The following is a 26,994-nucleotide window of genomic DNA, read 5'->3' as shown; positions in this document are numbered from 1 at the left end:
GCCGGCAGGAATTTTCCGCAAGACCATTGCCGACGTTTGCCTCGAGGTTGTATAGTCAACTGATCGCTGTGGGGTGCAGGCGGCGCGGAAAGATCAAACGATTCATGAAATTGCAGCGTCACGATGCACCCGACGACGACGCGCCGAAGCAAGCGATCCCGCACTATAAGGTCATAAAGCGCAGCATCAGCGATGCGGTGAAGAAGGGTGATCTGAAGGCGGGCGATCGGATTCCATCGGAATCCGAGCTCGTCGCGCAGTTCAACGTCTCGCGAATGACCGCCAACCGCGCACTCCGCGAGCTTCAGGCGGCAGGAATCATCGTCCGCCACGCCGGCAAGGGATCGTTTATCGCCGAGCCCGCGCCGATCGGGCAGCTCATCGAAATCCGCAATATCGCCGACGAGGTGCGCGAACGCGGCCATGTCTGGCGCGCGCGTGTCGTCGGTAACGACGAGGAGCGCGCCGACGCCGAAACGGCCGCGTTGCTCCAGGTCGCACTCGGCACGCGGCTTTTCCATTCGGTGATCGTGCATTACGAGGATGACATGCCGATCCAGCTCGAGGAACGCTTTGTTCTCGCTTCGATCGCACCCGACTATGGCCAGTGCGATTTCACCCAAACGACGCCCAACGAATACCTGACACGGATCGCCCCGCTCGAACGTGTCGAGCACCGAGTTTCGGCGATGATGCCGGACGAGCGCACGCGCGCGCTGCTCGCCCTCGCGGAAGGCGAGCCGGCGCTGCGAATGACGCGGCGGACCTGGAGCCGCGGCCGGCTCGTTTCGCATGCCTGGCTGACACATCCCGGCAACAGGTTCGAGCTGTCAGCCGCGTTCGCGATCGACGATCATTGCTGAGATCGTAGAGACCCCCGGATCAGGACCTCGCGCCTCGGCGCCGGCGCCTCAGCCATCGGAAATCTGCCCGGCTGAAGCTCTTGAACAGCAGGTAGAACCCGGTTCCCGAAATCCACAACGTCCCGAACGCCACGAAGACGATGAGCGGGTGGTTGAAGCTCGTCCGGTTGAGATAGTCCATGTTGTGGAGCATCCAGAAGAAGTCCCACGTACGCCAGGTATCCCCGCGCATGATGAGGAACCGCCCCGTTTCCGCCGAAACGTAGGCGCTGTTGTTCTCCTCGTCTGCGAAATCGATCCGCCACACGGGACCGGCGAAGTCGCGCGATTCGAGGTTGGGCCCGGGCAGCAGCCGTGCCCGGGTGACTGGCGCATCGTTGGCTTGTGCGGCGATGCGCCGCGCGGCAGCCGCGTCGATGGCAAGGGGCGCACCGGTCGCCGCGTCGAACAAGCGCACGCCCGCGGGGGTATGCAGTTCGTAGATCGGCTGCGAACCCAGGCTGCGCAACGTGACGCCGGTAACGTCGGCACCACTCGCGAGCGATGCGACAGCGGCATAGCCGGTTGCGTCGAGCGCCGGAGTATCGGCCGCACTCGGCGAGTGCCCACCAACCTTCTCCATATCCAGCAGAGCCATGACCGACCCGCTCAGCGCCCAGATGACGAACTGGATGCCCAGGATCAGGCCCATCCATTTGTGAATGCGCCGGAACAGCAGCGGCGAAAATCGGATGCGCTTCATGCTTTCTTCTTCCTGCGACGCCGGGGGAATGCCCAGATCAGGAGCCAGGCACCCGTCGCGATCATGGCGAGCGCAGTCCAGGTCGCGACGCGGAGCAGCGGATTATTGACGTCGGTACGCTCGTCGTAATCCATGATGTGAAGCATCCATGCGAAATCGAAGATCCGCCACAGCTGATGCCGGCGCGACATCAACTCTCCGGTCGTCGGCGAGAGATAGAGCGTGGGGCGATTCCAGCCGTCAAACTCGACTTGCCACAGCGGCGGCTCGTAGGCCTTTATCTCGGGGGGGATTTCGGTGAGCAGACGGGCCGAAACGATGGGCGCCTCGCCGGTGAAGATGCGCTGCGCCTGCGCGCGAATTTGCGTCTCATCGAGGGGCGGTAACGGGCGGCCTGTGCGAGCGTCGAACAGGCGCGGCCCTTCCGCTGTCTGCGCGCGCCACACCGGCTCGCCGAACAATCGTTGCAGACGCACCTCCGAGGTGCCGGGCGCGGCCGCGAGGACGCGGGAAACGGGCACGACATCATCCAGGTCGAACGCTGCGACCTTCGGCGCGCGGACCAGATGGTCGCCGTGGATGATACTGATATGGACAGCCACCATGTAAAAGCCGGTCATCGTCCAGATCACGACCTGGACGCCGACCAGCAGCGCGAGCCACTTGTGGGTTCGCCGTACGACGAGGGGCCAGCGGACTTTCATGCGTCCCCTCAGAACGTCGTCCGGACACCGGCATAGAACCGCCGTCCCAGAAGGTCGTAAGTCATCGTATCCGTGTTCGCATCGGTGTAGCTCTGGATGAAGGGCGCCTTGCGATCGAACAGATTGTCGACACCCAGCTGGAACCGCATCTTCTCGTTGACCTCGAATGCCAGCTGCAGATTATGATAGAATACGTTCGGCGTGCGATAGCCGATATCGCCCGGCGCGGCATTGAAGTCGGTCGCCTTGCCGATCCACTGACTTGACCATGTAGCGGCGACACCATCCTTCTCCAGCGTCAGCACACCATAGCCCCGCCACTTGGGGAAGCCCCCGTTGCCCCCGCCGATGTGACCATCGAACACGATCGGCGCGCCGCCCGGGAATGGATAGATGGTATACTCGTTGAGCCAGGTCACGTTGACGTCGAGCGACACGGCGATGTCGCTGATGGTCCGGGCGTAGACCAGGCCCAGGTCGAGGCCGCTCATGTCCTCGCGCCCGGTATTGATCGGCTGCGCCGACAGATAGGTAACCTCGCCCGTCAGGGTGCTGCGGGTAAAGTCATCGCAGAACGGGTGCGACAGGCCGCTGCTGGCATAACAGACGGCGAGCTTGGTCGAACCCGGAATGGCTCGGATCGCATCCTTGATCCGGATATCGAACCAGTCCGCCGTCAGTGAAAGGCCGTCGACCAGCCCGCGCGGAGAGACGACCGTACCGATCGTCCAGCTGGTGGAGCTCTCCGGCTGCAGGTCTTCGTTCCCGCCAACGGTGGTCAGGATGGTGGAGCCGAGCTGGACGTAGCCGGCCGGCACCCCCGATGCCTGGCAATTGGCGATGAGTGTCGCATTGCCGCTGCTCGAATAATTCGAACATGGATCGGTGGTCGTCAGGTTGCCTTCGGAAACGCCGCCGAACAACTCGGGCACGTTAGGCACGCGGAAGCCCGTGCCGTACGTACCCCGCAGGCGGAAGCTGTCGCTTATCACCCAGTCGAGCGCGACTTTGTAGTTCCAGTCGCTGCCGAACAGATCGTAGTCGGAATAGCGGGCCGCACCATCGACCGTCAGCGACTGAAAGAAAGGTTGGCCGGCAAGCAGCGGCACCGACAGTTCGAGATAGCCCTCCTTGGCCGTGCTCGATCCCGAGATCGGGTCCTGCTGGTTGGTGTTCGCGACGCCGAGGACCGTCAGCGGGTCGGGATCCCGCCAGCCCTTCTCCTTGCGGTAGACCGCACCCGCAGCGAACGCGACCGGCCCCGCTGGCAGATCGAACAGGTCTCCGGTGAGGTCGGCAGTCGCGGTGGCGAGTTGGTTACCGCCGTGGTCGCGCATGGTGAACAGGATATAGTCGAGCGTCTCGGGCGTCAGGTCGCCATACCCCAGGTAATCACCGCACGGGATCGCCGCGCCCGGCGCCGCGCTGCATTCGGCGGTGTCGAGCGATGCCGCGACCCGCTCGAGATTGGCGATATTGGTAGCACCGTCGATCGCGGTGTTGCGCCCGAAGCTTCCGGCGATTTCCCATGCCCAGTCGTTCGCCAGCGTGCCCCGCAGGCCTAGCGTCCCCTGCCAGGTGTCGGTTTCCTGAAAGAACTGGCGCGGGCCGGCTTCGGCGACATTGCGCCGGACGAGGACAATGTCCTGCCCCGTCGGATTGGTCGGATGACCTGCCGCAATCTCGAGATTGCGCAACGTGCCCGGGGTGGCGATCTGGTTCGACTTGCGGAGCGTGTAGAGAAACTCGCCGAATGCCTGGACGTCGTCGGTCACATCATAATCGGCAAAGAAAGCGGTGCTGACACGCTCGACCGGGCTGACCGCATTGAGGAAGCGGTTGAAGTTGATATTGTGTTTTGCCGGATCATACGGCTCGAAGAAGTCGCCGTCGCCGCCCGGATCCTGGTTGAAATTGATCTGGCTCCCGTCAGGCAGAACGGCCCGGCCGCCGATGGTGGAGGAGCTGTTGATGCAGCTGAGTTGCCCGGGCACAGTTTCGGCCAGCGAGCACGGCGCACGGCTCGCCATGTTGACCGGATCGGTCTTCTGGTAGGTCACCGCCGCCATGAAGCCACCGCGATCGCCGCGAATGCCCCAGATGAGGTCGGCCGTGAAATCCGAGCCGTCGCCTTCCTCGTTGATGCCCATGCGCGCGCTGAGCCCGAGGCCTTCGTAGTCGGTGCGCGTGACCAGGTTTACGACACCGGCCATGGCATCGGCGCCATAGATGGCCGACGCACCGTCCTTGAGGACATCGGTTCTCTGAAGAGCGGCGACAGGGATCATGTTGAGATCGGGCGAGGAATTGGCGCCGGTACCGCCCGCCACCAGTCGCCGCCCGTTGAGCAGCACCAGCGTACGCTTGATGCCCAGTCCGCGCAGATTGACTTGCGCCGTACCCCAGCCGTTATCCGCCCAGTAGGCCGCCGTTTGGTTGCCTGCGAAGCCTGCGTTGGCCGGCAGACGCTGGAGCACGGTTTCGATATTGACGATGCCGGTGTTCTCGATCTGCTCCGCGGAAACCACCGTGGCAGGACCGACGCCAGCCAGATCCTGCCTGCGGATACGCGACCCGGTCACTACGATTTCGGCGGCGGCCGCGTCTTCGGCGGTGGACTCGCTTTCCGGCTGGGCCTGGGCGAGCGCCGGGGGCGCAATGGCTGCCGTCACGGCCGCACCTGCGAGCAAATAAGTCCTCATGGTCACGCAAGCCCCTCCTGATTCCTCGGTCGGCCCGCAAAACAACACGAGTTGTATATACAGGTCAACAGAAAATTTCGTTTAATTACATTGTTTTAGATGGATTGAATGCTGATACTATCGGCATTGGAGATACGCACCGAATGAGCAGCCCCCTCATCCGAGATGAAATATTTTTTCTCGCATCCCGGCGCGGCCGGCTGGCAGCGCTTGCCGGACCGGCGTCGCACCAAATATTATGTCCGAAGAACTGGGAAGTATCTCGTCGAAGCCCGGCCGCAGGCATCTGGGGCCTTGCCATGCGGAGCGCGCTAATCGGGAGGCGCTCACGCGCCCGAACAGACGGAGGCCTCGGGACGATTTCCGGCTCGCGTTAGGCTTGATTCAAAGCGGCCGCATCCGCCCTGACGTGAGCCGAGATGGGTCTCACTCGCTCCCACCCAGTACTGCGCGTAACCGCTGGCGGGCGCGGTATAGCCGTGTCTCGACCGTCTTCACCGTAACGCCGAGCACGTTTGCGGCTTCCTGCTGCGACATTTCCTCCACGCCGCACAACACGATCGCTTCGCGCAGCTTTACGGGCAACGCCGCGATCGCCGTCCGGACGCGCGACAGTTCGTCCGCCTCGATCACGCTCCGGTCCGGTGCAGGCGTGTCGCTTGCGACGTGGTTCGCACTTTCGAGCGGCAAGGCCGAGGCGAAGAAGGCGCGAACCTTGCGGCGGCGCGCCCAGTCGCGGCATTTGTTGAGCGCGATCCGCGCAATCCACACGCGGAACGGTCGCACCCCATCGTAACGACCGATCGCCTGGAATGCCGCGACGAAGGTTTCCTGCGTCAGATCGAGCGCTTCCGTCTCGCTGCCGACGGTGCTGCGGATCAGCCGGAAGACGGGCGCCTTGTAGCGGCGGAGAAACTCCCGATAGGCGAGCTGATCGTGGGATTTCGCCCGCGCAGCAAGTTCCCCATCGCTAAGCTGGTCGAGGGTGCGGTTCACCGCGCATCGGCGGTCAGCGCCTTGACCACGATGCTGTCGAACACTTCCGCCTGCTCGGGGCCGAGCACCTCGCGCATGGCGAAGAGGTGCTGCAGCGTTTCCTTCTGCAGCGAGCCCATGACCTGGTGCGAATGGTCGATCGCCAGGGTGACTTCGGGGCCATAGCCATGCTCGGCCTGTATTGCCTTCGCAAGCAGCACGTTGGCCGCACGCATTTCCTGTTCGAGGGCCTGGTGACGCGCCGCAAAGTCGGCTTCGACTTGCTCGAGCCGCGCCTGTTGCTCGGCCGTCAGATCGAGCCGTTCGTGCAACTGCGCGTGAAGCTCGGTTTCGCTCGCCCGCGGCTCGTCGACGATCAGCTGGCCGATGAACACGCCGGCCACCGCCGACACGAAGGCAACGAGTCCGATGACCAGTACGCGTTGAAGGGACGTCATCCGCGCGAATCCGCCGATGCACAACATGCCAGCGGGCCGTCCGGCACCAGCGGGCTGAACGAACTGGCTGCGATGGCGGGTTCCGGCATGGCCGTGCTCGCCAGAATCCCGCCGCCGAGCGAGGCGAACGCCGCCACCAGTACCAGCCGCCGCGTGAGAGCCGCCTCTTGCCGGCGCGCCGCAAGCCGATCCAGGATCGGCTGGTCGATCGTGTCGAGTTGCGCGGGCAGCTCGGCAGTGTTCAGGATACGAACTCGTTCTTCCATCGCACCTTCTTTCCTGCCTCCCTGATCATACGCACCGGCTGGCCGGTCCCCTCAACAATACGTACATCGGAGATCGCACGGCCGCTATGCTTCGATGATGTTATTGAAGCCCTCGACGGGCGCCCGAAAGAACGCTCTGGCATTTCCGGGGAGTCCTGCTGGAGCGGGTGAAGGGAATCGAACCCTCGTCGTCAGCTTGGGAAGCTGCTGCTCTACCATTGAGCTACACCCGCACTCGGCACTTTAGCGTGATCGCGCGGCTGGTCTTGCGGCGACGCGCTCGCGCGATTGCCATGGCAACCCGGCGGCCGTCAACACAGACTTTTCCGTCCGCGTTCCCATCTGCCCTCCTCCCCGCTTTATCCGACCTCCATGGACATCGCGAATAATCGCTGTGAGAGAACACCCGACGGGAGAAAACATGCGACTTGAGAACAAACGCGTGCTCATCACCGGAGCCGCAAGTGGTATCGGCCTTGCCTGCGCGCAGGTCATGGTTTCGCACGGAGCGCGTGTGATCGGCAGCGATATCGATGGTTCGGCGTTGGCCGCGGTGGCCGACGAGGCAGGCATGGCGGCAACCATGCCGCTGGACGTGGCTGAGGAACATGACTGGGCCGCCGCCGCGGCGGAGGTCTCCCGAAGGTTCGGCGGTCTGGACGCGCTCGTCCACTCAGCCGGAATTGGTGTGGGCGGTGACCTGACGACTTTGCCGCTCGAGAACTGGCGACGTCAGCAGGCCGTGAATCTCGATGGTGCCTTTCTCGCGGTCAAGCACATGCTGCCCCTGCTTCGCGCAAGCGGGGGAGGATCGCTCACGCTGATCGCGTCGGTTACGGGAATCCGCGGTTCGGCGGTCTTCGCGCCCTACGCCGCGAGCAAGGCCGGCGTTATCGCCCTGGCACGATCCGCGGCTCAGGCGAGTGCTGCCGCCGGCGATAATGTGCGCGTAAACGCGATCGCCCCGGGCGTAATCGCGACACCCATCTTCGACCGCATGGAAGGCGTGGACGCTGCGGCCAGCGATCCGATCGCAACCGCAGCCCGTCTCGTCCCGCTGGGCCGCGCGGGGCAGCCGGAGGATGTCGCCCATGCCGCGGTCTATCTGGCGAGCGATGAGGCAGCCTATGTCACGGGAATCGTACTGCCGGTCGATGGCGGTCTGCTGATGCGATAAAGCCACTCAGGCCAGAGTGCATCGGCGTCACCCGCCCCAGGTATGGCCGTACTCGGCAGCATTAAGCCGGTGTCCGGCAAGATGCATCCGGGGTTCGGAGGCCAGCCACGCCACGGCCTTGCCTATGGCACTCGCATCGATCTCCTTCGGATCCGGCATCTTCTCCAGGTCGACGCGCGAGGTGCCCGACGTGCGGACGAACGCACCTGGTGTGACCGTCGAAACCGCGACATGGGCCGCGATCAGCTCGCGTGCGATACCGAGCGCCCAGCGATCGAGCGCAGCTTTCGATGCACCGTAGAGCGAGAAACGCTGCTGGAACGGATCCGAGGCCATTTCGAGCAGGCCTGCACCCGAGGTCAGGAAGACGAGTGCACCGCCGGCGCCGCCCATGGCCTCCACGCCAGCCTTGGCCAGCGCGAAGGCAGCCCGGAAGTTCACCGCCATCACCTGATCAAGATCTGTCAGTTCGCTTTCGGCGAAGCTCAACTGAGGAAACAGGCCCGCACTGTGCACGATACCGCCCAGACGATGGCGGGCCCCGGCGGTCCGCACGAGCTCGATTATGGCACGTTCGTCTCTCAGATCGGTCGGAAGGGCTATCGGCTCGCCTCCCACGGCGCGAACCTGCGCCGCCGCAACGGCGAGCATGGGCTCGTCGATATCGCACAATGCGACGGTACGCCCCTGCTCGCCCAATGCGATCGCCGCCTCCAGGCCGATGCCGGAGGCGGCACCGGTCACAATTATCGCCGGGAGCATGTCGGGTACCGGCGTCTGTCGAACGGCCCGAGGAGTTTCATCCGAACTCGAGGCGGTGGGCAAACTTCTCTTCGGACATCTTCGCCAGGTACTCGAAATAGGCGAGCGGACCGCCGCCGAAAGGTGAGTTCAGTTCGAATTCGCGCGGCCTTGCCCCTTCGAAGTTGAAGTAGCTCGGCGTGCACTTCTCGAAGAAGGCGTGTCGCTCGGCCGAGAGCTGGATACAGAGGTCGACCCACTCATCCTCGGCCTCTTGCGTCGGCTCGACGGTTCCTAACCGGTTATCGAGGCAGTGAGCGATGAGATCGGCCATGTAGATCGACTGGACGTCGGCCGTGTGGAGATAATTGATCGAGGTCCCGGCCTGAACGATCGTGAGGACGAAGAAGTTCGGGAAACCGCGCGTCTGCATTCCGAACAGCGTGTGCGCACCGTTCTTCCAGTGCTCTTCAAGGGAAACACCGTCGCGGCCTGTGATCGAAAGGCCGGATTCACGCGTGTAGCTGGTCATGAAGTCGAAGCCGGTCGCGTAGATGAGGCAATCGAGCTCGTATTCCCTGCCATCCACCACAAGGCCTTGAGGGGTCACCCTTTCAACGCCCTTGCCGGCGGTATCGACGAGGGTCACGTTCGGGCGGTTGAAGACCTGCAGGTAATGATCGCTGAAGCCCGGTCGCTTGCAGAAGTAATGGAAGTAGGGCTTGAGCGCCTCGGCCGTGGCCTTGTCCTCGACGATCTCGTCGATGCGTCGCCGCACGCGCTCCATCTTGAGGATCTCGGCTTTCTCCCGCTCTTCGGGGCTCATCTCGACGCCCGCCGAGGTCGTCTTCTCACGGAAGAGGTCGGTCATGCTGTCACCGACCATATCGATCGCCTGGGGCAGACCCGACGTCCACTGGGTAAAGTTGAGCATGCGCTCGCGCTGCCAGCCCGGTTCGAGCGAGCGAAACCATTCGACGTCGGTAGGACCGTTGCCGCGCACGTCGACCGACGCCGGGGTTCGCTGGAACAGGTAAAGCTGCTGGGCCCATTGCGCGACGGGCGGCACACATTGGATGCCGGTCGATCCCGTGCCGATGATGCCGACCGTCTTACCCTGCAAGCCCGTCAGGTTGCCATCCGCATCCCCGCCGGTGAAAGCATAGTCCCAGCGGCTGGTATGAAAGCTCGGGCCCTCAAAAGTTTCAATACCGGGGATGCCAGGCAGCTTGGGACTGCTGTAGAGACCAGTGGCAGCCACGGTGAAACGCGCAGAAATTCGATCGCCGCGGTTGGTGGTGACGATCCAGCGCTGAACGTCATTATCCCAGGTCAATGTCTCTGCGAGAGTTTGGAACAAGGCGTCGGCATAGAGGCCGAACTTCTCCGCGATCAGGCGGCACTGCTCGTAAATTTCCGCGCCTTTGGCGTACTTTTCGCTCGGGACGTACCCGGTCTCTTCCAGCAGCGGCAGGTAGATATAGGATTCGACGTCGCAGCGGATGCCCGGATAGCGATTCCAGTACCAGGTCCCGCCGAAGTCGGCGCCTTTTTCGATGATGACGATGTTCTCGACGCCGCGCTTGCGCAATTGCACCGCGGTCAGCAATCCGCCGAAGCCGCCGCCGATTATGACCACGTCGGCTTCGCGCTCTACCCGCTCGCGTTGGAAATCCGGGACGGAGTTTGGATCGACGTCAAAGGCCGCGAATCTGCCCTTGAGCGACTGGTACTGCGTTACGGCATCGGCCCGAAGGCGCTTCTCGCGTTCCTCTGCGTAGCGGCGGGCCAGCGCCTCGACATCGAGGTCCGCCTCGCCGCCGCCATTGTTGCTCATCAATTCATCCTCTTTCCATCGCACCTTCAGGGCGAGCGCCCGGCCGCCCCTTTCCCAGCCTCAGAAGCGCACGGTACCGTTGAGCGAGATCGAACGATACTCGTCCATCCAGTTCAGCGTGCGCTGGGTCGCGGTGATCGAGCCAGGCAGGCGGATCGCGGCGCCGCGGGAATGCACGTCCGTCAGGTTGCGGCCGACCAGCGCGATGCTCCAGCTATCGTCCTGAGCGCCGAGCTCGATGCGCGCGTCGAACTTGGCCCAGCCGTCCTGAAGCCCCCAGATCGGGCTGTAACCATCGGCAATGTAGTATTTCGAGCGGAACTGGGCATTGCCTCCGGTCGTCAGCTTGAGCGAGCCGAGGTCCGCCTCGTGCTGGAAGCCGACGTTGCCGCTCCACTTCGGCGCGAACATCAGCGGCAGACCGGCGATGTTGTGCTGCTCAAGGCTGTCGGGATCAGAGGAATCGCACTGCTCGATCGTTTCGTAGACGAGGCACGGCGCGCCCGGATAGTCTTCGAACCTCGCATCGAGATAGGCGACGTTGGCGTTGAGCGAGAGGCTGTCGGTCGGGATGATCTGCACTTCCAGTTCCACGCCTTCCGACCGCGCGCTGGCTGCGTTGCGGGTGAAGAATGTGCGGAGATCCGGATCGTAGGCGGACTGTTGCAGATCCTCGAAGTCCATGCGGAATATCGCCAGGTTCACGGTGGCGAGGCCGTTGCCCAAAGTCGACTTCATGCCGAACTCGTAATTCATCGACCGTTCGGCAGCGAACTGGAACCCGTCTTCGGAGACGTTGAAGGTGTTCGACACGAAGCCGCCGGACTTCGAGCCGCGCGCGACGGTGGCATAGACCATCACGTCCGGCGTGACGTCGAACTGCAGAGTACCCGAGGGGTCGAAGTAGTCTTCCGAGAGGCGACCCTCCCGATCCGGGCCAATCACGCCCGATACCGAGCGCTGCGTGAACTCGGCCGACTTCTTCACTTCCGAATACCGCAGACCTGCAATCAGACGCAGGTCCGGCGTGAAGTTGAAAGTGCCCTGGCCATAGGCCGACCAGGCGTCGCTATCCTGGTAGAAGTCGGTCGTCTGATGGCCGGTCAGGCCGGGTATGTCCCGATAGTAGGTATCCTGGTGCAGGTGATATTCCGAGGTGTCGTAATAGACGCCCAGGACATATTCGAGGAACTGGCCGAGAGGTGAAGCAATGCGCGCCTCCACCGACCATTGGTCGAAGTCCTCAGGAAAGCCGTTGCCGAACCGCGCATTGCCGCCGTTGGCCGGAATGCTGCCGTCCGGTGCGATCTCGTCGTAAGCCGTGAACCGGCTCGTCTTATAGTGCGAATAGCCGCCAATCAGCGTCAATGTGTGATCGCCGAGGCTGATGTCGGCGTTGAGCGCAGTGTTCCAGGTCTTGATGCCGCTCCCCTCGTCGAGGCCGGCGCCGGCGTAGTTGTCGGAGATGTAGCGCTCGTCGCCGAAATCGTTGTCGTAGACGTCCTCGGTCAGCGAACCGGTCACCGTCACGCCCCCTTTGAGGGCGTGGCTGCCGTATTCGTTCTTGAGCGAGACGTCGATATCGGCCGAAGGCTGCCAGCGCAGCGTGACGCGCGCCATCTCGTCGCGCAGAAGCGGCTCGTCGCGGTCGTTGTAGAGATTGCGGATATAGCCGTCCTGATGGACGAGCTTGCCCGCGATGCGCACGCCGAGCGTATCGGAAAGCGGCGCACTGACGACGCCGGTCAGGTCGACGCCCTGACGCTCGAAATCGTAACCGGCAGAAACATAGCCTTCGAACGCCGGACCCGGCTTCGCGGAGATCAGGCTGATCGCACCGGCGGCGGTGTTGCGTCCGAACAGCGCGCCTTGCGGCCCGCGCAGGACTTCCATGCGTTCGAGGTCGAAGAACGGGGCGCTGAACTGCGCGCCGCGGCCGCCGTAGATGCCGTCGAGATAGACCGACACTTCCTGATCGAAGGCGACGTTGTTCGGACCCGACCCAAACCCGCGGATGAAGACAACCGGGTTCACGCCGGAGTTGAGCACCGCCATGTTGGGCACGTAGCTCTGCACGCTGCGCAGATCGGTGATCTTGAGATCCTCGATCGCCTCACCGGTGACCGCGGTGATCGAAACCGGAACGTCCTGTAGCCTCTGCTCACGTTTCTGCGCGGTAACGACGATTTCGCCGATCGACCGCGGGCGATTGTCGGTAGTCGGGGCGGTTGGCGCCGGGGCGTCCTGATCCTGCGCTTGTGCGGCGGCGCCGGACAGCAATGCCGCAGCGACGGCAGCGCGGGCTGCCGCGGCTTTCAGATGAGCCGAACTCTTCATAATCCCCTCCTCTTTCGACATCGCCGCCGATGCGGCCTGCTCGCTATTATTGCATGCAGTTTATCAATTTTGCGGCTCTGCGCAAGCGCAATTACGTCAAGAACTGGGAAGCTTGACGTGAACTCCGCTAAGTTTGGATGCAATGACGCATGATTGCACATTGTTCTGCGACTTGGGGCGACCGGGGTCACGCGGCCGGTTGCGCACCTTCTCCGGCCAACCGCTGCGCGAGGAGGCGCCCGGGCTTCATCCCGATCAGGATGAGCACCGCCGCACCAATCCCGGCGAGGGCCGTCATCGTCGCAAGCGCCTTGCCGATGCCCATTTCGCCTCCGAACAGGTTCTCGGCCAGCATGGCGGTGATCGTCGGCGCGATGCCGAAACCTGCCAGGTTCACGCATGCGCCGAAGACGGCAGCCATGATTCCGCGCAGGCGATTGGGCGCAAGCGATTGCACCATCGAGATCTGCAGTCCGCCGACGACACTGGCCGCCGCCATGCCCAGGCAGAACAGCACCGCCGCGGTCATGAAGTCCCCGGCCAGATAGGCTCCGATGAAAAGCGGCGTGTCGATCGCGACGGCCGCAAGTGAGACGAGCACGGGCGCCTCGATCCGGCCGCGCGCGACGAGCATGTCCGAGACGACACCGCCCGCGAGCAGCCCGATCGTGCCGCCGATGCCGTAACCGAGGCCGAGGAGAAGGCCGACGTCGCCCGCACCGAGGCCATGCAATCGCATGAAATGGACCGGCCCCCAGACCATGAAGGAGTAGCCGATGATCGCAATGCACGAATAGCCGGCAAAGAGCGGCACCAGCGCGCGGGCATTGCTGCCGATGAACACGAGCGCGTCGCGGATGCCCGGGATGTCCTGTGTCTCGCCGCCCGCCAGTTGCCGCTCCGGCTCGCGCACGGTCAGCGCGATGAGCAGGGCCACGAGCAGGCCTGGCAGACCGATCACGACGAAGACGATCTGCCACGGGGCCGCGTCGGGCATCAGCGGCAGCGTAGCCCCGGTCGCGTAGACCCAGTCCACGAGCTGACCGCCCAGCATGATGGCGAGACCGCCGCCGACCGTGGCGCCGCAGGCGAAAATGGCGGTTGCGATGCCGCGCCGCGACGGCCGGAAGTAATCGGCGATCATCGAATAGGCGGCGGGATTGAGGCTCGCCTCGCCCACGCCGATCAACGAGCGCGCAGCGAACAGGCTGCCGAAATTGCGGGCAAGGCCGCCCGCTGCAGTGGCGAGGCTCCACAACGATATGCCGAGGACCATGGCGTTCCGCCGCCCGTGCGTATCGACCCACCGGCCGAAAACGAACGCGAAGATCACGTAGGAACCGGCGAAGGCGGCACCGGCGAGAATGCTGACCTCGGTATCGCTAAGCGCGAGATCGGCCTTGATCGGCTCGATCAGCATGCTGAGCGCGAGCCGATCGAGGAACGACAGGGCGCTCGCCACCATCAGGCAGAAGACGACGTAATAGGGATAGGCGGCGCGCATCGACATGGGAAGGTCAGTCCCTGCTTGGGAGCGGTGCAGGCTCGACGTCGACGAAACGATACTCGGGCGGCGACGGCATTTCGCGCACGCGTTCGTCGTAGTCGTCGTGCTCAAGCCGGAGCGCGCGGATCATGCCGGCGTTCATCATGAACATGCTCGCGACATAGGTCAGTTCGATGATCTGCTCGGCATCGAATTGCGCTTCCAGACGGGCGAAGAGCACGTCCGGCACCCGCCCGTGATCGAGCGCGATGCAGTCCGCGTAGGCGAGCACCGCGCGCTCCGCATGGTCGAACCGGTCGCTGGTCTGCCAGGCGGGTATGTCGGCCAGCGCCTCCTCCGAATAGCCGAGGCCGCGCAGGATCTTGCTGTGTTCGGAATACATCCAGCGGCACGAACAGGCCCAACCGATGCGGGCAATGGCAAGCTCCATGTATTGGAGCGGCAGCTTCCGCTTTTTCGTCTGCTTCAGATAAAATCCGCGCACCGCGTGCTCGAGCACGTCGGGCGAATGGGCGAGCACCGCCTCGTAGTTGCCCGGCGCGCCCGATGCGGTCTGACCCGGTTGTGTCGCCGGATCGCGGCCCGGGAACTTGCGGTCGTACATGAACTGGACGAGCGGATCGTCGATATCGGCGCGGCTGACGAGCGGAAGGCGCGGCATCAGCCTTCCGCCGCCCAGAAGCCTTCCATTAGCGAACCTACACCTGCGTTCTGCAGGCTTGCCCATTGAAGCATCGACACGCCATTCTCCCAATGGTTTTGCCGAGGTTCTACCTCGCCATTATTGCATGCAATAATGGCTGACGATTCGTACGGCGTCCAGACGCAATTCCGAGATTTCGCAGAAATCGGACCAAGGACGTATCGCTGCAACGGGTTTGAGCGATGCTTTGTATGCACTCTATGGCTTCGGGACGCCTACAATGCCTTTGTCCATCAGCGCGCCAAACTGTCCCGCGCCAAGGCCGACGATCTCGGTCAGCACCTTCTCGGTGTCGCTGCCGAGACGTCGCGCCGGACGCACGGGAACCCGCGCCTGAGAAGGCAGAGTCGCCATGGCGCCGGGCGCTGCGTAGTGCGCGCCGCTTGGGTGCGTGATGGCGGAGAATAGCGGATTGCCGGTCACCAGAGCCGGGTCGCGCACGGCCTGCTCCATCCGTTGGTAAGGCCCCCAGCAGCATCCTTCACTGTCGAGCGCCGCCCCCAGCTCGCCGCTCTCGCGTGCAGCCACGGCCCGTTCTACCAGAGGATAGAGCGCATCGCGGTGCACGAACCGTTCGCTTTCGTCGCGTGCGAACGATGTCCCGCGCTCCTCCTCGATGCGCGCCACCTCGTCCGCGATACCCAGCACCGCGACGAGCCCGCGCCACTGCCGCGGGGTGATCGCCATGAGCATGATGCGTTCGCCGTCGCGCGTTTTGAAATCGCGGCCGAATGCGCCGAAGACGTCGTTGCCGTAGCGCTTGCGATCGCCGCCGTGGAGCGTTTCGGCCAACTGGCCCAGGTTCGCGATCGTGGCGATGCCGACGTCGGCCAGCGGAATCCGGATCTCCTGCCCCTCGCCAGTTTCCGACCGGTGGTGGAGCGCCGCCATCGTGGCGAAAGCGGCATAGGCCCCGGTCAGCAGATCCCATGCGGGCAGAACGGCGTTCACCGGCTCATCGCCAAGGCTTTCCGGCCCGGTGATGAACGGAATGCCGAGGGCGGACGCCACGGTATAGTCGAGCGCCGGGCTGCCGTCCGCGCGGCCCATGATGCGCGTCAGGATCAGATCCTCGCGGCGAGCCGACAGCCGCTCCCAGGAAAGGAACCCGCCGACCGGGAAGTTGGTGAGGAAGACTCCCGCTTTCTCTCCCGGCGCGGCTGCGATTTCCGCCAGAAGCTCGCGCCCTTCCCCGCTGGACAGGTCGAGCGCAACGGAGAGCTTGCCCTTGTTCAGCCCTTCCCAATAGAAGCTGTCGCCATTCTCCGCCTGCGGCCAGCGGCGGAAGTCCGGCCCGCCGCCGATCTGATCGACGCGAATGACCTCCGCGCCCATCTGAGCAAGATAGAGGCCAGCCGTCGGACAAGCGACGAACGAGGACGCCTCCACCACCCGCAGTCCGTCAAGCAGCGTATACATCGGTTCTCATCCTTCGAGCGTTCCGGAACTGCATCGCCGGTGCGTCACGCACCTTCAAGTCCGACGATCGTGATCGCCGAGACATTCTGGATCGGCGCGCCGCCGAGATTGTGGCTCAGCGCGAGCTTCGGCCCGTCCGCGCGCTGGCGCTCGCCGGCGCGGCCCTGCAATTGCAGATAGTTCTCGTAGATCATGCGCAGTCCCGACGCGCCGATGGGATGACCGAAACACTTCAGGCCGCCGTCGATCTGGCAGGGCGTGTGGCCGTCCGCATCGTAGAAACCGTCGAGAATGTCCTTCCAGGCCTGGCCCTCTTTGGAAATGAAGAGGTCTTCCATCGTGACCAGTTCGGTGATCGAGAAGCAGTCGTGCACTTCGAGGAGGTCGATCTCCGCGCGGGGATCGGTGACGCCGGCCTCGGCATAGGCGCGGGCCGCGGCCTTGCGGGTGGTGTGAAAGTACGTCCCGTCCCAGCCGCCGGCGTGCTGCAGCTCCCAGCCGTTGGAGGTGACGAGCTGGATCGACTTGACCAGGACCGGATCGGTCCTGCCGAGCTCGCGCGCGATTTCCGGCGTGGTGACGATCGCGCAGGCCGCGCCGTCGGACACGCCGCAGCAGTCGAACAGGCCGAGCGGCTCGGCGATCATCGGGGCATTCAGCACCGTCTCGATATCGATCGCCTTGCGCAGATGCGCCTTGGGGTTCCTGGCCCCGTTGGCGTGGCTCTTGACCGAGACGTGCGCCATCGCCCGCTTGAGGTCGTCGCGCGAAACCCCGTGCTTGGCGCGATAGGGCGCGGCGATCTGCGCGAAGTTGCCGGGGGCCGACCCGGTGACGCCGTACATGTCGAAGTTGAGCCCGCGGCTGCGTGCCGGGAGGCCGCCGTAGCCGGTGTCCTTCAGCTTCTCGACGCCCATGGCCAGCGCGATGTCCGCCGCGCCGGAGGCCACCGCATAGACCGCGCCGCGGAACGAGTCGGTGCCGGTCGCGCAATAGTTCTCGACCTTGGTCACGCCGATGTCCGGGAGCCGCAGCGCCGTTGCCAGCGGAATGCCCGAAGGGCCGATGTTCTGCGCCTCGAACCCGACGCCGAGCCAGGCCGCGTCGATCCGCGAGACGTCGATCCCGGCATCGGCGATACATTCGTCGAACGCCTCGACCATCAGCGTTTCGGCATCGTCGTTCCACCGTTCGCCGAACCGCGAGCAGCCCATGCCGACGATCGCGACCCTGTCCTTGATTCCGCGGGCCATCAGGCTTCTCCCTCGTTCAGCGGCACGGCCTTCCAGAAGTATTTGGTGAAATGGCGCTGCTCGTCCTCGGCCTTGATGCGGAAAACCATGCGCATCGCGCGGCCAACCTCGACATCGTCGGGCCCGACTTCGGCGAATTCGGTGACGAGCCGCCCGCCGCCATCGAAATCGAGCGTGCCGTAATATGTCGGCGGATCGGGCGAATAGCCGAGCGCGTCGGCGGTGTAGGAGACGATCCGCGCGGTGCGGTCCGCCAGCGGATAATCCTCCTGCGTCCCCTGCTTGCGCCCATTGGGATCGACCGAGATCGCGCTCGGCGGGAACTGGACGGTGCCGGTCACGGTACAGCGAGAGCCGACCAGGCCGAGTACCGCCGTGCGCTTGCGGTAGAGTGTCGTGCCCGGCTGCTTCTGGTCCAGCTCGGCGCGAATGCCGCGCTCGAGATCGATCAGCCCGCGGTGGAACAGGAAACGCATGTAGTTGTCGTCGGCCACACCGTCTTCGACGCAGGCGGCGACCGTGCGTTGGGGCCTGTGGTCCGCGATGGCCTCCGTGGCCTCGAACAGCAGAACGTCCGCGCCCTGCCCGAACCCGGTAACCAGAATTCGCTCGCCCAGCGAAGCGCGTTCGAGCGCGCTGGCCAGCAGCAGCAGGGGATGCCCTGTGCCGGTGTCTCCGATCTCGGCGGACAGGGTGTCGACCACGGCCCCGTCCTTCAACCCCAGTTTGCGGGCGATCGCCTTGACCGTTCCGCCGGCCGCGATCGGCAGGACGACATGGTCGATATCACCCGCCGCGACCTTGCCCTCCGCTAGCAGGGCCTGCACCGCATCGGCCAGGATAGCGAGATGGCCTTCCTCGCGCACCCAGCGGCTTTCCCATTGGTAATCGAAGCTCTCGCCGCTGGCGCGGAAGTGATCGACGAAATCGACCGTCACCGAATGGCTGGCCACCAGTCTGGCAATGGGCGTGCCGCGGCCGACGAGGATCGCCGCCGCGCCGTCGCCCTGAACCAGTTCCGCTTCGGACGCCGGGCGGGCCTTGCGCAAGTCCGATCCGATGCACAGCCGCGTGCGCGATCCTTCCAACGCATCGCGCAAGGCGCTCGTCGCCGCCCGCATGCTGCCGCCCGCATCGAGCGCGACGATCCCGTCGGACAGGTTCAGCGCTTCCTTGACGATGCCGGCATTCGCCCTGTCGGCGAAAGGATGGGTCACACTGGCCAGCGTCAGCCCCTCGACTGCCGCGCGATCGCGTCCGTCGAGGCAAGTGCGTGCGGCCTCGACCGCCATGGTCACGGCATCCTCGTCCCAGTTGGCGATGGCGCGATGCCCTCGCGCCAGGCTCTTTAGACCCGGCGCAAACCATCGGTTCGCGTTATAGATCGCGGACCGATCGAGGCGGCCGCGCGGCAGGTAGACGCCGCACGACAGGATGCCGAAATCGCTCATTCGAATTCCGCCCCCGCCATGGTCAGACCGGGTCCCAGCTGAACAGCTCGGGCGAGCGGATCATCGACGCGAAGTCGGAGCGGACGGCGGGTATGAACTCGTCGGCGATCGACTGCGCCGTCCACCCATCCGACCGGTGCATGGCGCGGACGGGGCGCGGTTTCGAGAACAGGAAGATCTCGTTCTTGCGGACGGCGAATATCTGGTTGGTCACATCCTTCGACAGGTCGGACGCGAGGAACGCCACCAGCGGCGCGATCTTGTCCGCGCTCATCGCCTGCATGCGCTCCAAGCGCTTCTGCTCGTCGGGATTGTCGGACGGAATCGTCGCGATCATCCGGCTCCACGCGAACGGCGCGATGCAGTTCGACCGCACGCCGAAGCGCTGCATGTCGAGCGCGATCGACTGCGACAGGCCGACGATCGCCATCTTGGCCGCCGAATAGTTCGCCTGCCCCAGATTGCCGATCAGGCCGGAGGTCGAGGTGAAGTGGATGAAGCTGCCCGAACCCTGCTCGCGGAAATAAGGCGTCGCCGCTTTCGACACGTTGAACGCCCCGTTGAGATGCACATCGACGACGGCGCGCCAATCCTCGAGGCTCATCTTGTGCCAGATCCGGTCGCGCAGGAAGCCGGCGTTGTTGACCACCGCGTCGATACGGCCGAATTTCTGCACGGCATCCTCTACGATGCTGGTGGCACCGGCCGGATCGGTCACGCTGGCGAGGTTGGCATAGGCGGTTCCGCCGGCCTTCGCGATTTCGTCCACGACTTCGGATGCCGGCCCCTCGTCGTTGCCTTCGCCCGCGGCGGAGACGCCGTAGTCGTTGACGATCACACTCGCGCCCTCGCGCGCGCAGAGCAGGGCCAGCTCGCGCCCGATCCCGCGCCCCGCGCCGGTCACCGCGACGACGCGGCCTTCCAGAATTCCCATTATCGCTTTCCCGTTCGTGAAATCAGTTGCCGGTGAAGTTCGGCTTGCGCCGTTCGAGGAAGGCATCGACCGCCTCCTCGTGATCCCGCGTCTCGTGGACCACGGCCTGCAGCGCAGCCGAGAGGTTGAGCACGGTACCTAGCGACGCGTCCTGCGCCTCGCGCAGCAGTCGCTTGGTCAGGCGCACGGCACGCGGCGGATTGGCCGCGATTTCGTCGGCCAGCGCGCGCGCGGCGGGCATCAGTTCGTCGGGCTCGACCACCTTGGTCACCAGCCCCCAGTCGAGCGCGGCCGCCGCATCGATCATCCGCCCGGTCAGTGCGAGTTCGGTGGCGCGGGGCCAGCCGATCACCCGCGGCAGGAGCCAGGCCCCGCCGTCGCCGGGGACGAGGCCGACCCGCACGAAGCTTTCCGCAAAGCGCGCCGTCTGGGACGCAATGCGGATGTCGCACATGCAAGCGAGGTCGCAGCCCGCTCCGACCGCCGGACCGTTGACGGCGGCGATGACCGGCACTTCGAGCTGCTGAAAGGCGAGCGGCAGGCGCTGGATGCCGTCGCGATAGTTGCGCACGGTGGCGACCGGCTGCTCCCCGCGTAAGCCGAGGCCCGGCTTCATCTTGGACAGATCTCCGCCCGAGGAGAAGGCCGAGCCGGCACCGGTCAGAATGACGGCGCGAACCGAAGGATCGCCATCCGCGGCCTGCAGCGCATCGACGAGAGCGTCGACCATCGTGTTGTCGGAGATCGGATTGCGCGCCTCCGGCAGATTGAGCGTGATGGTCACGACCGCACCATCCCGCTCCGTGAGTAGTTGCTTCGACATCCCGGTACTTTCCTCGTCCGATCGTTTCCTATCGTCTATTGCATGCAAATAGCCAAGGCAAGAGAGACGCGGACAAGTTACACTTCAGGGTGCGAAATGGCGAGGTATATCAAGGAAATTGTAGCTATGGCCGCGCATATGTCGGGGATCGATGCACACCTGACTCGACAAGCCGGCTCGCGCACAGCATATGTTTGCATGCAATTACGTGGAGACTGACGTGTTCGAAACGATCGAATACGAAGCGAGTGGCGGCATCGCGACGATCCGGTTGAACCGGCCTGAAAAGAGGAACGCCTACAACACCCGGATGATGAACGAGCTGGTCGCCGCGTTCGACAGGTCGGATGCGGACGACGATGTCGGCGCGGTCATCCTCACCGCCAGCGGCGACGTGTTCTGCGCCGGTGCCGATCTCTCGGGCGGCGCCGGCACCTTTGCGCAGCTCAGGGACGATCCCGAACGGGCCGCTCTACGTCATGGGGATTTGTGGCGTGACGGCGGCGGCGTCGCTTCCTTGCGCATTTTCGAGAGCTTGAAGCCGGTGGTTGCGGCGATCAACGGCCCGGCAATCGGCGTGGGCGCGACGATGATTCTCGCCTGCGACGTGCGGATTGCCAGCGACACGGCGCGCTTCGGCTATGTCTTCACGCAGCGCGGGCTGGTGCCGGAGGCCGCCTCGTCGTGGTTCCTGCCGCGCATCGTCGGCCTTTCACGCGCGCTCGAATGGACGATGGGCGCCTGCATGGTGTCCGCAGAGGAGGCGCTGGAAGCGGGTCTGGTTCGCGAGATCTGCGCGCGTGACGAACTCGTCCCCCGCGCTCACGAGATCGCCGGACGTTTCCTGTCCGGCTCGCGCGTCGCGGCGGCCCTGACCCGGCAGATGATGTGGCGCATGGCCGGCGCAGCCCATCCGATGGAGGCGCACCGCGTCGACAGCCGTGCGATCGCCGCGCTGCGGGCCTCGCCCGATACGATGGAGGCGGTCGCCGCGTTTCTCGAGAAGCGCCAAGCCAACTTCAAAGGCAAAGTGTCGGACGATCTGCCGGACATCTGGTCCGACGGCGCCCACCCGAAATTCTACTGATCCTCTCTCCCGAAAAAACACGGATCCATCATGGACTTCAATTACTCCGCCGAGCAGCGCCATTGGCTCGACCGCCTCGCGACCTTCTTCGCAGACCATGTGTTGCCCGCGAAGGAGGCCTTCGCCCACACCGGCGAGACGGGGTCCGATTGGCCGTGGAAAAGTCCGCCGGTCCTCGCCGAGCTCCAAGCCAAGGCCAAGGCGGCGGGCCTGTGGAACCTGTTCCTGCCCCCCGCCGCACAGGCGCATGCGGCGAACGGCTTCGCGTTCGATAGCCCCGGCCTGAGCAATCTCGTCTACGCCCCCCTTGCCGAGATGATGGGGCGATACGAATTCGCCTCGCGCATCTTCAACTGCTCGCCGCCCGATACCGGCAACATGGAACTGCTGCTGCGCTACGGTTCTGCGGAACAGCAGGAGCGGTGGCTGGTGCCGCTAATGGAGGGAACGATACGATCGGCCTTCCTGATGACCGAACCGGACGTCGCCAGTTCCGACGCCACGAATATAGAGACCCGGATCGAACGCGACGGCGATCACTGGATCATCAACGGCCGCAAATGGTGGTCGACAGGCACCGGTGACGCCGATTGCAAGGTCCTGATCGTAATGGGCAAGTCCGCTCCCGATGCGCCGACCCACGCCCAGCAAAGCCAGATCCTGGTACCGATCGACACACCCGGGGTGACCGTCAAACGCATGCTCGGAGTCTTTGGCTACGAAGACCGGCCCGCCGGTCATGGCGAAGTTCTGCTGGAGAACGTGCGCGTTCCCGCAGAAAATCTGATCCTCGGCGAAGGGCGCGGTTTCGAGATCGCGCAGGGGCGACTCGGCCCGGGGCGCATCCATCACTGCATGCGCACGATCGGCGCGGCCGAAGAAGCGCTGGACCTGATGTGCGCGCGGCTGAGCGGGCGGACGACCTTCGGCAAGACATTGGCGGAACGCTCGGTCTGGCAGGAGCGGATCGCCTGGGCTCGGACGGAAATCGACATGGCGCGTCTCCTCACGCTGCGGACCGCGCAACTGCTCGACGAAAACGACGCCAGGAACGTGCGCGCGGACATTTCCAAGATCAAACTGGCCGTGCCGCGCGCCGCATTGAAAGTGATCGACGACGCGATCCAGGCGCATGGCGGAGGCGGCGTTTGCAGCGATTTCGACCTGGCGCGGCTCTACGCCAAGACCCGAACGATGCGAATCGTGGACGGCCCGGACGAGGTGCACACACGCGTCATCGCGCGCGCCGAACTGAAGCCTTACCGCCGCAAGGGTCCCGTTTGAATTAAAAGCGCCCCCCACGAAGGGAGGGCGTCAGCGTCTGCAACGCTGCACGTCGCGGGATTCCTCCAGACGTCATTTTATTGCATGCGATATTCACAGTCGGAAGAGTGCCTTTGCGCTCCAAATTCCACCGCCCCGTCATCTAACATATGATTTTATTTGATTTTTATATGAAATATCTGGTGGCGGGAAATGCATGCAAACTATCTTGCATGCAATCTATCCGTGAGATAGGTTGCGCAGATATGGCCGTCAAAAGAGCGGCGGGCGAATTGGGATGAGTCTAAGATGTTCTTTTGGCAACTACGGGCATCCACCTTCGCGATGGGCTCGCGCTCGCTCGCTTCTCCCAGCCGAAGCCCGGTGAGAGTGCATGTGCCCTTCTTCTCCGGAATGCGGGCCTGATGCGCCGCTACGAAGGAAAGGTAGCCGTCGTCACCGGTGCCGGGCGCCCCGGAGGCATTGGCGAGGCTATCGCGCGCCGGGTCGCCGGCGAAGGCGGCCGCGTAGCTGTTCTCGATCTATGCCGCGACAAGCCCGAGGTGCCCCGGGAGAGCTTCGGCAGCTTCGAATCTCTTCAATCGGTTGCCGGCTCGCTTGGCGAAGTCGGCGAGAAGGGGTTCGCAGTGCGCTGCGATGTCACCGATGAAAATCAGGTCGCGGATGCGATGTCGCAGATACGCGACGTGCTCGGCGGCATCGACCTGCTCTTTGCGAATGCCGGCGGCGGGACGGGAGCGGGACCGGTCGATCAGACACCGGTTAGCGAACTGGACCGGTCCGCCTGGGACTATACGGTCGAGATCAGCCTGACGTCGGTCTTCCTGTGCGCGAAGCACGCGATCCCGGCCATTCGCGAACGCGGCGGTGGCGCGATCGTCAGCACCACCTCGATCAGCGCCTATCACGGCGTTCCCGGCCTCTCCGCCTATGCATCCGCGAAATACGCGGTGACCGCCCTCACCCGCGATCTTGCGCTCGAACTGGCCGGCGACGGGATTCGCGTCAACGCGTTCGCACCGGGCATCACGCTGACCCCGTACGTGCGCCAGCGTTACGAAGCGATCGCGGCGCAGAATCCGGGAACGACTCCGGAAGAGATGATGGACCGTTTCGTATCGTCCCGCATCCCTCTGGGCCGCGCGGCCGAGCCGATGGAGATGGCATCGGTCGCAGCCTTCCTGGGCAGCGCCGACGCAAGCTTCATGACCGGTCAGACCCTGTTCGTCGACGGCGGCATGCGGGTTTGAGCGCAGCGAACATTTTTCGAGTTCATCGGAGGTAACGGCAATGCCTTCAAGGATGGGAGGATTGAAAATGAAAACAGGATTTTACGGCACCCTTCTGGTCGGAGTGAGTCTGGCGGGCATCTCGGCGCCGGCACTGGCGCAGGATGCCGATACCGGACCGGCGACGACCGAAGCCGCCGATCCCATTCCCGGCGAGATCATCGTCACCGCCCAGCGCCGCGAACAGTCGCAGCAGGACGTGCCGATCTCGATCTCGGTCGTCTCCTCGCAAGCTCTCGAACAGAGCAACCTCACCACCATCGCGGACGTCCAGTTCCTTGCACCCGGGGTGAACTACAACGCCAACTTCGGCGGCGGGTTCAACATTCGCGGCGTGGGCACCCAATCGCTGCTGATGTCGGCGGAGCAATCGGTGGCCCTCGTCATCGATGATGTGATCCAGGGCCTCCCCGAAGTGTCCTTTGCGGGCCCGAGCTATCAGTCCCTGGTCGACATTGAGCGGATCGAGGTTCTCAAGGGGCCGCAGGGCACTCTGTTCGGGAAGAACAGCTCGGCGGGCGTCATCCAGATCATCACTGCGAATCCGGAGATCGGCGTACGCTCGCTCGAAGGCTCGCTGTCCTACGGCACGAAGAACGAGCTGAATGCGGAGCAGGTCCTGAATCTGCCGCTCGGCAACACAGCGGCTCTGCGCATCGCCGGCGGGCTTCAGCGCCGCGACGGCTTCGTGCCCGATCTTTACAGCGGCACGGACCGCTGGGCCTACGAGCGCTACTCGCTGCGCGGCAAGCTCCTGTGGGAGCCGACGGATGATCTCAGCATCCTCCTGAACGGCGAATATCGTCACCTGACCGACAACGCGAACGGCATCGGGACTTTCCGGGTTTGCGGCAGCGGCTTCGGGGCGTTCAACCCCTGCGAGGCCGTTGCGCCCTACGGCATCGAGCCGGGGCCGGAGAACCTCCAGGTCGCGACCGACGGCAGGAGCAGCACCAAGCAGAAGGTCTATTCGTTCAGCGGCCGCATCGATTACGATATCGGCAACGCCACGCTGACGTCGATCACCGCCTATCGCGATCTCCTGCAGCCCATTGCGCTCGATACGGATACCTCCCCTGCCAAGGTCTACTCGCGGAACGAGAATATCTCGGGCGGTACGCAGTTCACCCAGGAACTGCGGCTCAACGGAGAGGCGGGCATTCTCAACTATACCCTCGGCGGCTTCTATTATGACGCGCGCCCGTATCAGAAGGGCATGAACGGCGGCACGATGGGCCGTATCCCGGAGGACTCCGAAAAGCTCCTCTCCTTCGTTGCGATCGGCCCCTACGCCTCGCAGGGATACGCATCGTGGGTCAAGGCGAAGCTCAAGAGCTATGCGCTGTTCGGGCAGCTCGAGGCCGAGGTCGTCCCCGGCCTGACCCTGATTGCCGGCGGCCGCTATACCAAGGACGATGTCCGCCAGACGATCGACTATTTCGATGTGCCATGGCTGTGCCGCGCGGCCTATGCTGCGGGCCAATCGTGCCATGGCATGGATCTGCCGCTTTCGTCCGGCGAGGCGCGGGTGAAAGCGGACAAGTTCACCTACAAGTTCACTGCGAAGTACGACATCACGCCGTCGGTCAACATCTATGCCTCCTACGCAACGGGCTATAAGGGGCCGATGATCTCGCACCCCGCGAACCAGCCGCAACTGCTGCTTCGCCCAGAGCTTTCGAAGTCCTACGAGGTCGGGCTCAAGGCAGAGCTGTTCGCGAGGGCGCTCGCTTTCAACCTGGCGCTGTTCAAGGTCGATTACGACGACTTCCAGGGCCAGCAGCGTGTCGTCGTCGACGAGACCACATATTTCTACACCACCACGAATGCGGGCGGTCTGCAGACCAAGGGCGTGGAAGCCGATCTGACCTGGCGCGCGGCCCCAGGCCTGACATTGGCTGGCAACGTCGCGTACATCCCGACGAAGTTCACCGAGTTCGCGGTGCAATGCTACGATCTCTACACCAATCCCGCGACGACGCCGGGCGAATGCAACTACGTCCAGCCGGGAATGCCGGAGGGATCGCCGGCGCAGTTCAACGCTGCCGGCTATCCGCTGATCTACTCGCCGAAGTGGACCTGGGGGGTACGGGGCAATTACGAGACGCCCGTCGGCGACGATCTGATCTTCAATGCCAGTGCATCGTACAACTACCGGAGCAGCGCCTATGGCGCCGTCGCCGACCCGAACAGCATCAATCCCGGCTACGGCCTGCTGAACGGCCAGTTGAGCATCGGCGACGCGGATGACCGCTGGGAGGTGGCGCTGTTCGCGCGTAACCTTCTCGACAAGTACTTCGTCGCCGGAATCTACCGTACGCCGCTCGATTCCGGGACGAGCGGTTCGACGCCGCTCTCGACGATCGGATACGCCAACATTCCGGCGCTGGATTCGAGCCGGACCGTGGGCATCAAGTTCAGCTATTCCTTTGGGAATTGAAG

22 protein-coding genes and 1 tRNA gene are annotated in these 26,994 nt (G+C 64.2%); 6 read left to right on the top strand and 17 right to left on the bottom strand.

The window, feature by feature from the left end:
- Window positions 1–104 precede the first annotated feature (104 nt).
- Window positions 105–863: a histidine utilization repressor gene (gene hutC, locus JNO53_RS06655; protein ID WP_203108891.1), complete on the top strand. Its 759-nt coding sequence runs from the start codon at window positions 105–107 to the stop codon at window positions 861–863.
- 19 nt (window positions 864–882) lie between these two features.
- Here hutC and JNO53_RS06650 read toward each other — a convergent pair whose 3' ends face one another.
- The 7 genes from JNO53_RS06650 to JNO53_RS06620 all read right to left on the bottom strand — a co-directional run bounded on the left by JNO53_RS06650 (window position 883) and on the right by JNO53_RS06620 (window position 6,943).
- Window positions 883–1,605 carry a PepSY domain-containing protein gene (locus JNO53_RS06650; RefSeq protein ID WP_203108889.1) on the bottom strand — a complete coding sequence of 241 codons (723 nt, stop codon included), beginning with the start codon at window positions 1,603–1,605 and terminating at the stop codon, window positions 883–885.
- Entirely contained in the window at window positions 1,602–2,309 is a 708-nt protein-coding gene (locus JNO53_RS06645; protein ID WP_203108887.1) for a PepSY domain-containing protein, read from the bottom strand. The genes JNO53_RS06650 and JNO53_RS06645 overlap by 4 nt, the downstream gene beginning before the upstream one ends.
- An 8-nt stretch (window positions 2,310–2,317) precedes the next feature.
- A complete protein-coding gene (locus JNO53_RS06640) occupies window positions 2,318–5,017 on the bottom strand; it encodes a TonB-dependent receptor domain-containing protein (protein ID WP_203108885.1) in 2,700 nt (899 codons plus the stop codon).
- A gap of 420 nt (window positions 5,018–5,437) precedes the next feature.
- Window positions 5,438–6,007: a sigma-70 family RNA polymerase sigma factor gene (locus JNO53_RS06635; RefSeq protein WP_203108883.1), complete on the bottom strand. Its 570-nt coding sequence runs from the start codon at window positions 6,005–6,007 to the stop codon at window positions 5,438–5,440.
- Window positions 6,004–6,444 (bottom strand): periplasmic heavy metal sensor, encoded by a 441-nt coding sequence (locus JNO53_RS06630; RefSeq protein WP_203108881.1) that lies wholly within the window; start codon window positions 6,442–6,444, stop codon window positions 6,004–6,006. The genes JNO53_RS06635 and JNO53_RS06630 overlap by 4 nt, the downstream gene beginning before the upstream one ends.
- Complete coding sequence (locus tag JNO53_RS06625) at window positions 6,441–6,710, bottom strand: hypothetical protein (protein ID WP_203108879.1); 270 nt, start codon at window positions 6,708–6,710, stop codon at window positions 6,441–6,443. The genes JNO53_RS06630 and JNO53_RS06625 overlap by 4 nt, the downstream gene beginning before the upstream one ends.
- Window positions 6,711–6,869: 159 nt before the next feature.
- A tRNA-Gly gene (locus JNO53_RS06620) sits at window positions 6,870–6,943 on the bottom strand.
- A gap of 188 nt (window positions 6,944–7,131) precedes the next feature.
- On the opposite strand from JNO53_RS06620, the gene JNO53_RS06615 reads away from it, so the two are divergent.
- The gene (locus JNO53_RS06615) at window positions 7,132–7,887 is read left to right on the top strand and encodes an SDR family NAD(P)-dependent oxidoreductase (protein ID WP_203108877.1); all 756 of its coding nucleotides are present in this window, start codon (window positions 7,132–7,134) and stop codon (window positions 7,885–7,887) included.
- 27 nt (window positions 7,888–7,914) lie between these two features.
- On the opposite strand, the gene JNO53_RS06610 is transcribed toward JNO53_RS06615, so the two are convergent.
- The 10 genes from JNO53_RS06610 to JNO53_RS06565 all read right to left on the bottom strand — a co-directional run bounded on the left by JNO53_RS06610 (window position 7,915) and on the right by JNO53_RS06565 (window position 20,892).
- Complete coding sequence (locus JNO53_RS06610) at window positions 7,915–8,631, bottom strand: SDR family NAD(P)-dependent oxidoreductase (RefSeq protein WP_203108875.1); 717 nt, start codon at window positions 8,629–8,631, stop codon at window positions 7,915–7,917.
- Between the two features lie 55 nt (window positions 8,632–8,686).
- Window positions 8,687–10,465: a flavin-containing monooxygenase gene (locus tag JNO53_RS06605; protein WP_203108873.1), complete on the bottom strand. Its 1,779-nt coding sequence runs from the start codon at window positions 10,463–10,465 to the stop codon at window positions 8,687–8,689.
- A gap of 60 nt (window positions 10,466–10,525) precedes the next feature.
- Window positions 10,526–12,802, bottom strand: coding sequence for a TonB-dependent receptor (locus tag JNO53_RS06600; protein ID WP_203108871.1), 2,277 nt, complete (start codon window positions 12,800–12,802; stop codon window positions 10,526–10,528).
- Window positions 12,803–12,989: 187 nt separating this feature from the next.
- Window positions 12,990–14,312, bottom strand: coding sequence for an MFS transporter (locus JNO53_RS06595; RefSeq protein WP_203108869.1), 1,323 nt, complete (start codon window positions 14,310–14,312; stop codon window positions 12,990–12,992).
- A 7-nt stretch (window positions 14,313–14,319) separates the two neighbouring features.
- Window positions 14,320–14,970, bottom strand: a complete 651-nt coding sequence (locus JNO53_RS06590; RefSeq protein ID WP_203108867.1) for a carboxymuconolactone decarboxylase family protein — start codon at window positions 14,968–14,970, stop codon at window positions 14,320–14,322.
- 240 nt (window positions 14,971–15,210) lie between these two features.
- Window positions 15,211–16,431: a CoA transferase gene (locus JNO53_RS06585; protein ID WP_203108865.1), complete on the bottom strand. Its 1,221-nt coding sequence runs from the start codon at window positions 16,429–16,431 to the stop codon at window positions 15,211–15,213.
- Window positions 16,432–16,475: 44 nt separating this feature from the next.
- Complete coding sequence (locus tag JNO53_RS06580; protein ID WP_203108863.1) at window positions 16,476–17,684, bottom strand: acetyl-CoA acetyltransferase; 1,209 nt, start codon at window positions 17,682–17,684, stop codon at window positions 16,476–16,478.
- Window positions 17,684–19,135: a hydroxymethylglutaryl-CoA synthase family protein gene (locus JNO53_RS06575; protein WP_203108862.1), complete on the bottom strand. Its 1,452-nt coding sequence runs from the start codon at window positions 19,133–19,135 to the stop codon at window positions 17,684–17,686. Before JNO53_RS06575 ends, JNO53_RS06580 begins: the two co-directional genes overlap by 1 nt.
- Window positions 19,136–19,157: 22 nt before the next feature.
- The gene (locus tag JNO53_RS06570; RefSeq protein WP_203108860.1) at window positions 19,158–20,069 is read right to left on the bottom strand and encodes an SDR family NAD(P)-dependent oxidoreductase; all 912 of its coding nucleotides are present in this window, start codon (window positions 20,067–20,069) and stop codon (window positions 19,158–19,160) included.
- 22 nt (window positions 20,070–20,091) lie between these two features.
- Window positions 20,092–20,892, bottom strand: a complete 801-nt coding sequence (locus JNO53_RS06565) for a crotonase/enoyl-CoA hydratase family protein (RefSeq protein WP_203108858.1) — start codon at window positions 20,890–20,892, stop codon at window positions 20,092–20,094.
- Window positions 20,893–21,112: 220 nt separating this feature from the next.
- Between JNO53_RS06565 and JNO53_RS06560 the strand changes: the two genes are divergently transcribed.
- From JNO53_RS06560 to JNO53_RS06545, 4 genes are all read left to right on the top strand, one after another.
- Window positions 21,113–21,979, top strand: a complete 867-nt coding sequence (locus tag JNO53_RS06560) for an enoyl-CoA hydratase-related protein (protein WP_338015312.1) — start codon at window positions 21,113–21,115, stop codon at window positions 21,977–21,979.
- A 30-nt stretch (window positions 21,980–22,009) separates the two neighbouring features.
- Window positions 22,010–23,263 (top strand): acyl-CoA dehydrogenase family protein, encoded by a 1,254-nt coding sequence (locus JNO53_RS06555; protein ID WP_203108854.1) that lies wholly within the window; start codon window positions 22,010–22,012, stop codon window positions 23,261–23,263.
- 404 nt (window positions 23,264–23,667) lie between these two features.
- The gene (locus JNO53_RS06550; protein ID WP_203108852.1) at window positions 23,668–24,513 is read left to right on the top strand and encodes an SDR family NAD(P)-dependent oxidoreductase; all 846 of its coding nucleotides are present in this window, start codon (window positions 23,668–23,670) and stop codon (window positions 24,511–24,513) included.
- A 67-nt stretch (window positions 24,514–24,580) separates the two neighbouring features.
- A complete protein-coding gene (locus JNO53_RS06545; RefSeq protein ID WP_203108850.1) occupies window positions 24,581–26,992 on the top strand; it encodes a TonB-dependent receptor in 2,412 nt (803 codons plus the stop codon).
- Window positions 26,993–26,994 lie beyond the last annotated feature (2 nt).

The organism is Altererythrobacter sp. C41, assembly GCF_016803135.1.
Classification (GTDB): Bacteria; Pseudomonadota; Alphaproteobacteria; order Sphingomonadales; family Sphingomonadaceae; genus Pelagerythrobacter.
The sequence above is the reverse complement of the archived record's forward strand: the minus strand, read 5'-3'. Positions and strand labels throughout refer to the sequence as shown.